The sequence below is a fragment of the Salmonella sp. FC25216 genome (assembly GCF_057751355.1).
Window position 1 is genome coordinate 162,132 of sequence record NZ_JBDGON010000002.1, and the last position, 12,677, is coordinate 174,808.

15 protein-coding genes are annotated in these 12,677 nt (G+C 50.9%); 8 read left to right on the forward strand and 7 right to left on the reverse strand.

The window, feature by feature from the left end:
• Positions 1-32: 32 nt before the first annotated feature.
• A complete protein-coding gene (locus AC3G3F_RS04235) occupies positions 33-272 on the reverse strand; it encodes a YobH family protein (protein WP_023247722.1) in 240 nt (79 codons plus the stop codon).
• Between the two features lie 157 nt (positions 273-429).
• Between AC3G3F_RS04235 and mgrB the strand changes: the two genes are divergently transcribed.
• The 6 genes from mgrB to rlmA all read left to right on the forward strand — a co-directional run bounded on the left by mgrB (position 430) and on the right by rlmA (position 4,789).
• The gene (mgrB, locus tag AC3G3F_RS04240) at positions 430-573 is read left to right on the forward strand and encodes a PhoP/PhoQ regulatory lipoprotein MgrB (RefSeq protein WP_303071969.1); all 144 of its coding nucleotides are present in this window, start codon (positions 430-432) and stop codon (positions 571-573) included.
• Positions 574-643: 70 nt separating this feature from the next.
• Positions 644-931 carry a YebO family protein gene (locus AC3G3F_RS04245; RefSeq protein WP_023247721.1) on the forward strand — a complete coding sequence of 96 codons (288 nt, stop codon included), beginning with the start codon at positions 644-646 and terminating at the stop codon, positions 929-931.
• Between the two features lie 650 nt (positions 932-1,581).
• Positions 1,582-1,725, forward strand: coding sequence for a DUF2627 domain-containing protein (locus tag AC3G3F_RS04250; protein WP_001537930.1), 144 nt, complete (start codon positions 1,582-1,584; stop codon positions 1,723-1,725).
• Between the two features lie 12 nt (positions 1,726-1,737).
• The gene (gene cspE, locus AC3G3F_RS04255; RefSeq protein ID WP_001062678.1) at positions 1,738-1,947 is read left to right on the forward strand and encodes a transcription antiterminator/RNA stability regulator CspE; all 210 of its coding nucleotides are present in this window, start codon (positions 1,738-1,740) and stop codon (positions 1,945-1,947) included.
• A 220-nt stretch (positions 1,948-2,167) separates the two neighbouring features.
• Entirely contained in the window at positions 2,168-3,913 is a 1,746-nt protein-coding gene (ftsI, locus tag AC3G3F_RS04260) for a peptidoglycan glycosyltransferase FtsI (protein ID WP_023247720.1), read from the forward strand.
• Positions 3,914-3,979: 66 nt separating this feature from the next.
• Positions 3,980-4,789: a 23S rRNA (guanine(745)-N(1))-methyltransferase gene (rlmA, locus tag AC3G3F_RS04265; protein ID WP_023247719.1), complete on the forward strand. Its 810-nt coding sequence runs from the start codon at positions 3,980-3,982 to the stop codon at positions 4,787-4,789.
• On the opposite strand, the gene mntP is transcribed toward rlmA, so the two are convergent.
• The 5 genes from mntP to manX all read right to left on the reverse strand — a co-directional run bounded on the left by mntP (position 4,786) and on the right by manX (position 8,964).
• On the reverse strand, positions 4,786-5,352 hold the full coding sequence (mntP, locus tag AC3G3F_RS04270) for a manganese efflux pump MntP (protein ID WP_023247718.1): 567 nt from the start codon (positions 5,350-5,352) through the stop codon (positions 4,786-4,788). The two genes, rlmA and mntP, sit on opposite strands and share 4 nt — an antisense overlap.
• Positions 5,353-5,761: 409 nt before the next feature.
• The gene (locus AC3G3F_RS04275) at positions 5,762-6,220 is read right to left on the reverse strand and encodes a DUF986 family protein (RefSeq protein ID WP_053507876.1); all 459 of its coding nucleotides are present in this window, start codon (positions 6,218-6,220) and stop codon (positions 5,762-5,764) included.
• 58 nt (positions 6,221-6,278) lie between these two features.
• Entirely contained in the window at positions 6,279-7,130 is an 852-nt protein-coding gene (locus AC3G3F_RS04280) for a PTS mannose transporter subunit IID (RefSeq protein WP_024149642.1), read from the reverse strand.
• A 12-nt stretch (positions 7,131-7,142) separates the two neighbouring features.
• Positions 7,143-7,943, reverse strand: a complete 801-nt coding sequence (gene manY, locus AC3G3F_RS04285) for a PTS mannose transporter subunit IIC (protein ID WP_000406918.1) — start codon at positions 7,941-7,943, stop codon at positions 7,143-7,145.
• Positions 7,944-7,995: 52 nt separating this feature from the next.
• Positions 7,996-8,964 (reverse strand): PTS mannose transporter subunit IIAB, encoded by a 969-nt coding sequence (manX, locus tag AC3G3F_RS04290; protein WP_000150521.1) that lies wholly within the window; start codon positions 8,962-8,964, stop codon positions 7,996-7,998.
• A gap of 316 nt (positions 8,965-9,280) precedes the next feature.
• On the opposite strand from manX, the gene AC3G3F_RS04295 reads away from it, so the two are divergent.
• Both AC3G3F_RS04295 and yoaE read left to right on the forward strand, forming a co-directional pair.
• Positions 9,281-9,448 carry a protein YoaL gene (locus tag AC3G3F_RS04295; protein WP_374956703.1) on the forward strand — a complete coding sequence of 56 codons (168 nt, stop codon included), beginning with the start codon at positions 9,281-9,283 and terminating at the stop codon, positions 9,446-9,448.
• Positions 9,436-10,995 carry a CNNM family cation transport protein YoaE gene (gene yoaE, locus AC3G3F_RS04300; RefSeq protein ID WP_023247715.1) on the forward strand — a complete coding sequence of 520 codons (1,560 nt, stop codon included), beginning with the start codon at positions 9,436-9,438 and terminating at the stop codon, positions 10,993-10,995. The genes AC3G3F_RS04295 and yoaE overlap by 13 nt, the downstream gene beginning before the upstream one ends.
• Positions 10,996-11,016: 21 nt before the next feature.
• On the opposite strand, the gene AC3G3F_RS04305 is transcribed toward yoaE, so the two are convergent.
• Positions 11,017-12,618, reverse strand: coding sequence for an EAL domain-containing protein (locus AC3G3F_RS04305; protein WP_488394511.1), 1,602 nt, complete (start codon positions 12,616-12,618; stop codon positions 11,017-11,019).
• Positions 12,619-12,677: the final 59 nt, after the last annotated feature.

Consider the following 12,677-nt stretch of genomic DNA (forward strand, 5'->3'; position numbering starts at 1 on the left):
GATAGTTTCGCTGTGAAATTATTTATTATCGCTTAGCCATTATCCACGACAGTGGCGCTTTTTCTGAAAAGGGGACAGTCAGAAAAGCCAATGATGCCGCTATTGGTATGGACATATTGCGCCGTGGTGGTGCCACGTGCAGTCAGGTAATGGCACTGCAGGCCTAGCCCCGCAGCGTTCACTTTACTTCCCACCAGTACGCCATAGCCGCTCAGCAGCAGGCCTATCCACACCAGGGCAAACAATACAATTGCGCGAATGATCAAACGCATTACTACCTCTTTTCTTTTTTAGTTAGAATAAGAGTAGCGTGTACATTGATTGAAACAAGTGAATCATTCCTAAAAACATATAATGCCGCTACAGTTACTCCTGGTTTAGGTAACCCATGATAATTTAGCGACATAAGATGTAAGATCGGAGAGTGGAGTGAAAAAATTTCGATGGGTCGTTCTCGGCATCGTGGTGGTGGTATGCCTGTTGCTGTCGGCGCAGGTGTTTAATATCATGTGCGATCAGGATGTACAATTTTTCAGCGGTATTTGCGCCATCAATAAATTTATTCCCTGGTAAACGTTTTATACCAGAGATTTCCTTCCCGTGTAGCAGTGGTAGAATGACGTCTCTACATTGAGGTGGTGAAATGAACGATGTTTTAAACTCTGGTGCGTTTTCTCTTGCATCTTTAATAGTATCAATGGTGGTTCTGGTGGTCGGGCTGGCGATCTGGTTCTTTGTCAACCGGGCAAGTTCCCGCGCTAACGAGCAGATAGAATTGCTCGAAGCGTTATTGGATCAACAGAAGCGGCAAAACGCGTTGTTGCGCCGCCTTTGTGAAGCAAACGAACCAGAAAAAGACGCTGAACCCGCAATAGCGGCAAGCGAGCGGAAGGAGGATGAGGACATCATCCGTCTGGTTGCTGAACGATAACGCTTACCGGGGCGCAAGCAGCCAGATGCCATACGCCCCATTCCCCCTTCGGATTTGTCAGTGTTGCCGCTTGTAACTGACAATACAGTATCAACGCCTTAGATAATATATGGCTTTATATGAAACATAGTTTTATATCTATAACAAATGTGTATATGTCAATTTTGTGATATCGATCATTGTCTATTAAAAGCGAAACGTTTCTCTCTCTTTTTGTGGATTGTCATTGTTTGTTCATTATTTTAAGACATCCTGTAAAGGCGAGAAATTTCACAGGAAGCAGTGTCGAATACCTCTTTTCTTTTCTATTATTTTGATTAAAAGGTGTTTTTTAGCATTGTGATAATTTATGCATTAATCTGCATAAAAAGTGATATAAAAGATACAGCTTTTAAATGTGATTTGATGTACTGGAAGAAGCGAACTTATTGAGCTATGGTAAAAAAGTGGCAGTTCAGCAATGACGTTGTCAGGAAGTCCGCCAATTTGCAAGGATATATTTTCAGCAGTTTTGTTGCATAAACGTGCTGTCAATTTGTGAAGGTTCTCGTAATTTGTGCGACGGATCGAGACACGTTTAAAAATGGCTTGCCATAATTAACGTTGTATGTGATAACAGGCTTTGGGTTAAACGAGGTACAGTTCTGTTTATGTGTGGCATTTTCAGTAAAGAAGTCCTGAGTAAACACGTTGACGTTGAATACCGCTTCTCTGCCGAACCTTATATTAGTGCCTCAAGCAGTAATGTCTCAGTTTTATCTATGTTATGCCTGCGGGCAAAGAAAACACTCTAAGGAATTTTGCAAATGGCAAAGATTAAAGGTCAAGTTAAGTGGTTCAACGAGTCCAAAGGTTTTGGCTTCATTACTCCGGCTGATGGCAGCAAAGATGTGTTCGTACACTTCTCCGCTATCCAGGGCAATGGCTTCAAAACTCTGGCTGAAGGCCAGAACGTTGAGTTCGAAATTCAGGACGGCCAGAAAGGTCCGGCTGCTGTTAACGTAACAGCTATCTGATCGACCCCACTGATTTGATGCGGTTTGTCGCGTCAGCCTCAGATATAAAGCCTCGCTAAAAGCGGGGCTTTTTAATTCAATATCCTTCAAAATGTGTCTGAATGCGCTCTCGTTAGCGATTTGTTGCAAAGGCGCGATATTATTAGCATTGTTTTTTCTGGTTTTTCCTGCCGTTTCCCGTTAAATCAATCACCTGAAAAATGATTCGGCTGGAGATCAGGTGAAAAAGAAAAGCGACGGCGATACCCGTAATTTTACGCCCATACGTTTTGCACTACTTTGCACTGCCATTCTGCTCAGTATGGCATTGCTGTTAGGGCGGGTGGCATGGTTGCAAATTGTTACGCCGTCGAAACTGGTGAAACAAGAAGATATGCGCTCGCTTCGTGAAGTGACGACGGCTTCTCCACGCGGCATGATCATCGACAGAGAAGGGCGCCCCTTAGCGGTGAGCGTTCCGGTTAATGCTGTCTGGGCCGATCCGAAAACTATCATAAGCAAAGGCGGAGTTGGCTACAATGAGCGCTGGCAGGCGCTGGCCAGCGCGCTACATCTGTCGCTCAGTACGCTTGCTGAACGGGTAAACAGCAACCCGGCAGGCCGTTTTATCTACCTGGCGCGCCAGGTTTCACCTCAGCAAGCCGAATGGATAGATAAACTGAATCTACCGGGCATTAACCTGCGGGAAGAGTCGCGCCGTTTTTACCCCGCCGGGCATGTAGCGGCCAATTTGATCGGCTTTACCAATATCGACGGGCAGGGAATAGAAGGTATTGAAAAGAGCTTTAACGCGCAACTGACGGGAAAACCGGGCTCCCGACTGGTGCGTAAAGATAAGTTTGGCCACGTTATAGAGAATATTACGGAAGTGAATCCGGTTCCTGCTCATGAACTTCAGCTTAGCATTGATGAACGTCTGCAAACGGTTACCGAAGATGCGCTGGATAACGCCGTCACCTGGAATAAAGCGGAATCCGGCGCTGCCGTATTGATTAACATCCCAACGGGTGAAATCCTCTCGATGGCGAGCTACCCGGATTTCAACCCCAACAACCGTGAAGGCGCGCAGTTGGATGATTTTCGTAACCGCGCCATCAGCGACACCTTCGAACCCGGTTCTACCGTGAAGCCATTGGTCATTATGACTGCATTACAGCAGGGCATCGTGCAACCGGACAGTGTTATCGATACCCATCCCTTTATTCTCGATGGACACCGTATCCGCGACGTCGGTTACTATCCTGAACTGACATTAACCGGCATTTTGCAAAAATCCAGTGATACCGGCGTTTCTCACCTTTCTCTGGCGATGCCGGTACAGAAATTAATGGATACTTATAAAAGCTTTGGTTTCGGCGTGCCTACCGGACTTGGTCTCACCGGAGAGAGCAGCGGGTTATTACCGAAACGCCGTTACTGGAGTGATTTGGATCGCGCTACCTTCGCCTTTGGCTATGGATTAATGGTGACGCCGCTGCAACTGGCGCACGTTTATGCCACGATTGGCAGCTTTGGTATTTATCGTCCGTTATCGATCACCAAAGTTGATCCGCCCGTGATTGGCACGCGGGTAATGTCGGAAGAACTGGTGCACGAGGTGGAACATATGATGGAGAGCGTCGCGTTGCCTGGCGGCGGCGGAACAAAAGCCGCAGTAAGAGACTACCGTATTGCGGTCAAAACCGGGACGGCGAAAAAAATTGGCGATGATGGTAAATACGTTGATAAGTATGTGGCATATACCGCAGGCGTAGCCCCGGCAAGCAATCCCAGATTTGCGCTGGTGGTGGTGATTAATAATCCGCAAAATGGGGCTTATTATGGCGGCGCGGTATCTGCGCCTGTATTCAGCCAGATCATGGGCGATGTATTGCGGCTGGAAAATGTTGAGCCAGACGGCATGCCAGCCGATTCAGATCACCTTCTGGTGATGCATGGCAGCCACGTTGCGGTTCCAGGCTCGTAAAGGATTTTCCCGAGGCGCAATTCGCGTTACACTTGCGCCCTTTAGCGCCCCCAGTCCGGAGTTGTCATGTCGTTTACCTGTCCGCTTTGCCATCAGCCGCTTACGCAGATTAATAACAGCTTTATGTGCCCACAGCGCCATCAGTTTGATGTGGCGAAAGAGGGCTATATCAATCTGCTGCCGGTACAGCATAAACGTTCACGCGATCCGGGCGACAGCGCCGAAATGATGCAGGCGAGGAGAGCGTTTCTTGATGCAGGCCATTATCAGCCGTTGCGCGATGCAGTGATTAACCTGTTGCGCGAGCGGCTGGATAAGTCGGCCACGGCGATTCTGGATATCGGCTGCGGCGAAGGGTATTACACCCATGCTTTTGCAGAGGCGTTGCCGGGAATCACCACGTTTGGACTGGACGTTGCTAAAACGGCGATCAAAGCGGCGGCGAAGCGCTATTCGCAGGTGAAGTTTTGTGTGGCGTCAAGCCATCGACTGCCCTTTGCCAATGCGTCAATGGATGCGGTGATCAGAATCTACGCCCCGTGTAAGGCGCAGGAATTGGCGCGTGTAGTGAAACCTGGTGGTTGGGTCGTTACCGCGACGCCGGGACCGCATCATCTGATGGAACTAAAAGGACTCATTTATGATGAGGTGCGTTTACATGCGCCGCATACCGAGCAGCTCGACGGATTCACATTGCAGCAGAGTACCCGCCTTGCTTATCACATGCAGCTCAACGCCGAAGCGGCTGTAGCACTGTTGCAAATGACGCCATTCGCCTGGCGAGCCAGACCGGAAGTGTGGGAACAACTGGCCGTCAGCGCCGGGCTTAGCTGCCAGACGGATTTCAACCTTCATCTCTGGCAGCGTGACAGTTAACCGTGAAAATGCGTCCAGAGGATCTGGACGCCAATCCCTATCAGTACGACCCCGCCGAGAATTTCAGCACGCTTACCCAGCATTGGGCCGATAAAGCGACCGATCATCATTCCGAGGGTGGACATGATAAGCGTGGCGCAACCGATAGCCAATGCGGTAGCGATGATGTTCACCTGCAAAAACGCCAGACCGACGCCAACCGCCATAGCATCGAGGCTTGTCGCGATAGCCGTCGTGACTAATAGCCAAAAGCTGTGGCGACGTAGCGGTGTTTCATCTTCATCACTACCGCCGCGGATACCTTCGATGATCATGCGTCCGCCCAGAAAGATCAGCAGAACAAAGGCTATCCAGTGGTTCCATTCCAGAACGAATTTACTCGCCAACATCCCCAACCCCCAGCCGATCAACGGGGTCAGCGTTTCAACCGCGCCAAAGATAAGGCCGGTACGCAACGCTTCTGAAAATTTGGGTTTATGGAGGGTGGCGCCTTTGCCAATCGATGCCGCGAAAGCATCCATCGACATGCCGAAAGCAAGAAGAACAGTAGCAGTAAAGTGCATGACAGCGTCCTGACCGGGGTATCCATTAAACACATCACCGCCCCCAGCAAACATGCATGTCGCCATCCTGTGACGAAATACACAGCAGTTGATGCGCCTATGGTCTCGCCTGACCAGCGGCGGCTGGTCCGTACGCGCCACGTTTTGCAACGAGTATGTTGACGCGTACATTTCCGGAGTCCGGAAATCGGCTACTCCCCAATTGACGGCGCAACATTAACATATTTTTAGAATATAAAACAACAGCGATAAAATATTATTTGCCTTTCAATTGAAAACGATTTTCATTTAGATTTATTCATCAATAAAACGTTAAATTAAATAACAATTGGTCAATAGAAAATATAGCCTTAGCTATATTATGATTCGAAATAAAATTCGAAAAACATAGTTGAGGCTATATCTTAACTTATTGAGTTGCAACGAGAAGCTTATATATTTTTTCCAGATCGTCGATATTGCGTACACGGATAAGCAAACGTCGTTGTTCTAAATGCATCACCAGTACGCCGTCCTCCGATAAATTCATCTCTTTAATACGGTTATATTCTATCCAGACATTGGCGAAGAAAAAACCACGTTGTTTAAAGATGATCCGTGGCGTGCGGATCCAGAATATATAAAACCCCATTAATGCCAGCGCGCTTAGTAACCATGTGGTCATCTGCGCTCCGTGACTGGTCACGTTGTTATAGATAAGGATGGCGACCAGCCCAACAAAGATAACGCTGTCTACGCGACCACGGCGAAGCAGGGCTATAGAAAGCAGAGTGGGGCCATTGCGACGGGGCATGATGAACTGATCGTAGAGAGCATAAGCCAATAATGCGGCAATAAAGAGAATCAGCACCAGGTCCGTGATAGTCATTTATCCTCCAGAGAAATAAAAAAACGGGGCCGTTTGGCCCCGGTAGTGTACAACAGCCTTACTGGCCCAGCAGTCCGACGGAGTAGCCGGCGATGCCGATGATGAAGAAGCCCACGATAATCCACAGCGGGTTAACTTTCTTACGTAGCAGCCACATACAGGCAAAGGTCAACAGTAGTGGGACCAGACCCGGCATCAGCTGGTCGAGAATGGTTTGCACGGTGGTAACACGTGTCTGACCATCCTGACCGGTAATGGTGGAGACCACCAGCGGGATATTCACATGCGTCCACTTGTTAACCAGCGCCCCCATGACAAACAGGCCGAGAATTGACGCCCCCTCAGTCAGTTTTTGCAGGAAGCCGCCGCCCATATCTTTAACGATATCGACGCCCTTGCGGTAGCCATAAGCCACGCCATAATAACGGGTCGCCAGGCGCACCAGGTTAAACAGGATGAAAAACAGCAGCGGACCAAGCAGGCTGCCGCTCATGGCGATACCAGCACCCAGCGCCGCGAATACCGGACGGACGGTACCCCAGAAGATAGGGTCGCCGACGCCTGCCAACGGTCCCATCAGACCGACTTTGATACCGTTGATGGCACCATCGTCAATCTCCGCGCCGTTCGCACGCTTTTCTTCCATTGCCAGGGTCACGCCCAGTACCGGCGCCGCAACGTAAGGATGAGTGTTAAAGAACTCCAGATGACGCTTAATCGCCTGTTTACGCGCGTCATTATTCTCCGGATACAGGCGACGAATCGCCGGCACCATAGAGAAACAGAAGCCCAGCGCTTGCATACGTTCGAAGTTCCATGACCCCTGGAACAGGTTAGAACGAAGGAATACGCCGCGAATATCGCTCGGAGTGAGTTTTTTCTCGGTGGTAGTTTTAGTCATATCAACCATTTCGCTCACCTGTTAGTCCAGTTCGTTATCAAGATCGTTATTGCCAGCCGCCGCTGCAGGCGCGCCCGCTACACGGTTGTATTTCGGGCTCAGTTGGATGTAAAGAATAGCCATCACTGCGCCGATGACACCCAGTGCGACCAGGTTGAAATTTGTGAAAGCCGCGGTGACGAAACCGAGGTAGAAGAACGGCATCAGGTAGCCTGCGCGCATCATGTTGATAACCATCGCATAACCAACCACGACGATCATGCCGCCGGCGATGTTCAGACCGCCTGTGACAACTTCAGGAATCGCGTTCAGCATCCCCTGTACTTCGCTGGTGCCTACGGAGATGGCAACGATAACCGCCGGGATAGCGATACGCATTGCCTGCAGGAACAGGGAGGAAACGTGTAGCCAGGAGAGCGCCGTCAGGTTGCCGTTTTCAGCCGCCTTGTCCGCCGCGTGCTGGAATGCCACGGTGATGGTACGTACGATAATGGTCAGTACCTGGCCTGCCGCCGCCAGCGGAATCGCCAGCGCGATACCGGCGCCAATGCTTTGGTGCCCGGCGATAACCAGAACGGTAGAGATGATGGACGCCAGTGCGGCATCAGGCGCAACGGCGGCACCGATGTTCATCCAGCCCAGAGCGATCATTTCCAGAGTACCGCCGATGATAATACCGGTTTTCATGTCCCCCAGAACGGCGCCGATTAAGGTACAGGCGATCAGCGGACGGTGGAACTGAAATTCATCAAGTACCGACTCCATACCCGCGATACATGCGACGATGAACACCAGCACAATCTGAAGAGTGGTAATCTCCATTGTACTTCTCCTATTGCTATCTTAAGTGTGAAAGCTAATTAAATGCCGGCGGTTATTTCGCCACTTTGGCAATTAAATCCATCATTTTCAGTTTCGGATCGGTGGAAACTTTACGCACCTCAAGCTCGATGCCGCGCTCGTTGAGCTTTTTAAAAGCTTCGATATCCTTTTCATCGACGGAAACGGCGTTGTTCACCTGCGTTTTACCTTGACGATAGGCCATACCGCCAATGTTCACGGAAGTGACTTTCACGCCGCCCTCAACGATGCGCTCGACGTCGGTAGGATTGGTAAAGAGAAGCATCACGCGTTCGCCGGCGTATTTCGGGTTATTGTAGACGCGAATCATCTTCGCAACGTCAACCACATGCGCTGTAACGCCCGGCGGCGCAACCTGAGTCAGCAGCGTTTTACGTACGGTATCCGCTGCGACTTCATCGCTCACGACAATAATACGGCTGACATTGGTCTCTTTAGTCCAGCGGGTAGCGACCTGACCGTGAATGAGGCGGTCATCGATACGGGCAAGCCCGATAACCATATAATCATTCGGGCCCATCGGTTTTGCCGGCGCGGCAGCTTTTGGCGCGGCGGCGACTGGTGCTGGCGCGGCTTTTTCTACCGGTTTCGCTTTCAGCGCTTTTACGCCTTCGCGACCGGTTTCTACTGCCAGTGCGACCAGCTCGTCAAAGCTCGGATCGTCATCACGAGCCATAAACGTTTCGACCAGCATCGGGATGTTGACGCCGGCAATAACTTCATAGCGCTCTTTATCGACGACAATGCGGCTGGCAGCGTTAAACGGACTGCCTCCCCATGTATCGACGAGAAATAGCACGCCTTTACTGGTATCGAGTTTAGCCAACTGAGCGTTGTACTTTTCGATCAGCGTTTCGGCATTTTCGCCTGGAACGAAATCGATCCAGCCGACGTTTTCCTGTTCGCCTAACAGCATTTCGGCTGTTTTAAGTAACTGCTCTGCAGCCCAACCATGTGTGCCTATCACAATAGCAATGGTCACTTGCTACCTCCTTTATTATTGTCAACACATCAACTTGACAGATGTATTTTTGCATCGCCGTCCGCAATCGAATCGATTCAGATCCGGGTTACAACGAAAAACGCATGATTTTCGTGAATTATTTTAGATATCGAAAAAAATATTTTGTGTGATGGAGATCCGTAATTTTGTTTTCGATAATGAGAAATTTCGAAGTGTAAAATATCCTGGTTACATCTCTTTGCAAAGGAAGGTAAATCTTTGCCAAAAACCAGTTGTCTCTGTTATGTTTAGCTTCCGTTTAATTAGAATGGGGTATAGGGCAGCAGCCCGTTGTATGGATCGTCACCGACGTCATTTCACTTTTTGGCCGTTTTGCGCCTGTCAATCTGGCATATCTTGCCATAACCTTACTTTGTTTATTGCGTTACCGCCTGCATCCTTTGAGATGTTGTGGGCGCCGTTTAGTCATTCCTTAAGCAGGAGCTTGTCATGGAATTATTAATGGATCCCTCAATTTGGGTGGGTTTACTCACGCTCGTCGTCCTTGAAATTGTCCTGGGCATCGATAACCTGGTGTTTATCGCGATTCTGGCCGATAAATTGCCGCCAAAGCAGCGTGACAAAGCGCGTCTTATCGGGCTGTCGTTGGCGCTGATTATGCGTCTGGCGCTGCTGTCCATAATTTCGTGGCTGGTGACCTTAACAAAGCCGCTCTTTACCGTCTGGGATTTTACCTTCTCCGGTCGCGATTTAATTATGCTACTGGGCGGGATATTCCTGCTATTTAAAGCGACCACCGAGCTGCATGAGCGTCTGGAAAACCGCGAGCATGACGCCGGACACGGTAAAGGTTATGCGAGCTTCTGGGTCGTGGTCACGCAGATTGTCATCCTGGACGCGGTCTTCTCGCTGGACGCCGTGATTACGGCGGTAGGTATGGTGAACCATCTGCCGGTTATGATGGCGGCGGTGGTGATTGCGATGGCGGTGATGCTACTGGCGTCAAAACCGCTGACCCGTTTTGTCAACCAGCATCCGACGGTGGTGGTGCTCTGTCTGAGCTTCCTGCTGATGATCGGTTTGAGCCTGGTGGCGGAAGGGTTTGGTTTCCATATTCCGAAAGGCTACCTGTACGCGGCAATTGGTTTCTCGATCATTATCGAGGTGTTTAACCAGATTGCGCGCCGCAACTTTATTCGTCATCAGTCCACGTTGCCGCTGCGCGCGCGTACTGCGGACGCTATCCTGCGTCTGATGGGCGGTAAACGCCAGGCGAGTACGCAACATGAGACAGATAGCCCGGTCGCGATGTCGGTGTCGGAAGGCGCCTTCGCCGAAGAAGAGCGCTACATGATTAACGGTGTACTGACTCTGGCGTCGCGTTCCCTGCGCGGCATTATGACGCCGCGAGGCGAAATTAGTTGGGTGGATGCGAATCTCAGCGTAGCTGAAATCCGTCAGCAGTTGCTCTCTTCTCCGCATAGCCTGTTCCCGGTATGTCGGGGCGAGCTGGATGAAATTATCGGTATCGTTCGCGCGAAAGAGTTGCTAGTGGCGCTGGAAGAGGGCGCGGATGTGGCGGCTATCGCCGCGTCTTCTCCGGCGATAGTGGTGCCGGAAACGCTTGATCCTATCAATCTGTTAGGCGTTCTGCGTCGCGCGCGCGGCAGTTTCGTTATCGTCACTAACGAGTTCGGCGTGGTGCAGGGGCTGGTTACGCCGCTGGATGTGCTGGAAGCGATTGCCGGTGAGTTCCCGGATGCCGATGAAACGCCGGAAATCGTTGCCGATGCCGAGGGCTGGATAGTGAAGGGCGGCACCGATCTTCATGCGCTACAGCAGGCGCTGGAAGTTGACCATCTGGTGAACGAAGAGGGCGATATTGCGACGGTCGCGGGGTTAGTGATCGCCGCTAATGGCCATATTCCTCGTGTAGGCGATGTCATTGATGTTCCGCCGTTGCGGATCACCATTGTCGAGGCCAACGACTATCGTGTAGATCTGGTTCGGATTGTTAAAGAACAGCCTGTCCGTGACGAAGAGGAATAACGTCACACGCAGGAATCAAGTCTATAGATGCGGCATAGCGGGCATAACCTGTCCGTTATGCCGGGCGGGGGGCGGCGCGCTGCCCGCCAGCCACTGTGGAAATTCGCTAATTGGCATCGGCTTCGCATAGAGATAGCCCTGTAACATTTGTACGCCATGCAGGCGCAAATGTTGTGCCTGCGTCTGGTTTTCGACCCCTTCCGCAACCAGTTCAATATTCAGTCTTTGCCCCAGCGCGATGATAATATCGGTCACGGTTGAATTTACCGCATCGGTGCCGATGGCGGCGGTGAAGGATTTATCGATTTTCAAAATATCCGGACGCAGCTTTTCCAGCCAGGAGAGCGAGCTGTTTCCTGTGCCAAAATCATCGATGGCTAGCTTCACGCCTTTACGATGCAGCTCTCGCATCAGGCGGTAATCAACGTCAAGTAACGCGTCGCGTTCCGTGAGCTCCAGCACCAGTTGCTGAACAGGTTCCGCACTAAACCAGTACTGATTAAGATCCCTGAGAAGCACGCCGTGCCGGAAATGGCTTGCCGCAACATTGATGCCGATATGAAACTGGTGGCTTATGGGGAAGTAGTACCGTTGCCGAATGGTTTCCGCAATCACATAGCGGGTAAGTGGCGCTATCAGGTTATGTTCCTCGGCGATAGGAATAAAAACATCCGGTGAGATCCAGCCCTGGCGCGGGTTGTTCCAGCGTAACAGGATCTCAACGCCGGTACACTGCTGCGTACGGGCATTGAGCAACGGCTGGCAAAATAGCTCAAACTCACGTTCGGCGAGGGCCAGATTAATCTCCCAGGAAAAACTCATTCTGCTGGCCGTCGCCAGCCAGGCGATATAACCGATCAACAGGCTAAGCAATACGGCCAGCGGTAACTGCGTCGGTAGATGCTTGAACGCCAGTTCGCCTGCCGACGGTCCGCTGACGCTGATAGTAAAAGGAAAGTGCTGCGATGAGAGCTGGTAACGCTCTTCATCTTTTTTTAATTCCGGGAGAGTATCGACCACGCCCCGACCATATAACAGGTGCCGTTTGCCGACCGTCAGGCTGGCGCTGGTAATCTGCGGCTGCTGCGGTTCAAGTAGCATGGTTGTCAGCAAGCCAATATTTACAATTTCCATCACGCCATCCTGGCCATCGGCGGAGGCGGGATACCACTGAATGAGAATCGGGCTTCCCTTGAGTAATGATTGATCCGTGGAAAGCAGCAGTAGATCGCTGGCTGCGGGAAGATCGGGCTGAAGCTGGCGCATGGGGACGTTACGGGCACCAAAAATACTTGAGCAGTAGAGTATTCCTTCTTTCACCAGCCCGATAGAACGGATGGTTTGCAGGCGGGCGGCTTGCTTACGCAACGGCAGATGCGCGGTCGCGCACGGAAGTTCAAGCAATGGTAGCAGCACGTTTCGTCCGACCTGGAGGGGATGCAAAACATTATCCAGCGCATCAACGGCATGATTCGCGAACGCGACCGTGCGATGATGATTTAAGTTCCGCTCCGAAATAAATCGGATGCTCAGCGTAAGAATGAGCGTGGTCAGTGCACAAATCGTGCAAACAATGAAACGATTACGGCGATAATGATTGATGATCCGTTGTGCTGTTTGCATGCGGGCCGCCCAATAAGCGTTGGCGACAAAAGCCAACCGCGACACAGCAAGTGTAGTGG

Coding starts and splice junctions, on each gene's coding strand:
- AC3G3F_RS04245 (WP_023247721.1), top strand. CDS start 644: ATGAACGATGTTTTAAACTCTGGTGCGTTTTCTCTTGCATCTTTAATA.
- AC3G3F_RS04305 (WP_488394511.1), bottom strand. CDS start 12,618: ATGCAAACAGCACAACGGATCATCAATCATTATCGCCGTAATCGTTTC.
- AC3G3F_RS04295 (WP_374956703.1), top strand. CDS start 9,281: ATGGATCGTCACCGACGTCATTTCACTTTTTGGCCGTTTTGCGCCTGT.
- rlmA (WP_023247719.1), top strand. CDS start 3,980: ATGTCGTTTACCTGTCCGCTTTGCCATCAGCCGCTTACGCAGATTAAT.
- AC3G3F_RS04250 (WP_001537930.1), top strand. CDS start 1,582: ATGTGTGGCATTTTCAGTAAAGAAGTCCTGAGTAAACACGTTGACGTT.
- yoaE (WP_023247715.1), top strand. CDS start 9,436: ATGGAATTATTAATGGATCCCTCAATTTGGGTGGGTTTACTCACGCTC.
- manY (WP_000406918.1), bottom strand. CDS start 7,943: ATGGAGATTACCACTCTTCAGATTGTGCTGGTGTTCATCGTCGCATGT.
- cspE (WP_001062678.1), top strand. CDS start 1,738: ATGGCAAAGATTAAAGGTCAAGTTAAGTGGTTCAACGAGTCCAAAGGT.
- mntP (WP_023247718.1), bottom strand. CDS start 5,352: ATGCACTTTACTGCTACTGTTCTTCTTGCTTTCGGCATGTCGATGGAT.
- AC3G3F_RS04275 (WP_053507876.1), bottom strand. CDS start 6,220: ATGACTATCACGGACCTGGTGCTGATTCTCTTTATTGCCGCATTATTG.
- AC3G3F_RS04280 (WP_024149642.1), bottom strand. CDS start 7,130: ATGGTTGATATGACTAAAACTACCACCGAGAAAAAACTCACTCCGAGC.
- AC3G3F_RS04235 (WP_023247722.1), bottom strand. CDS start 272: ATGCGTTTGATCATTCGCGCAATTGTATTGTTTGCCCTGGTGTGGATA.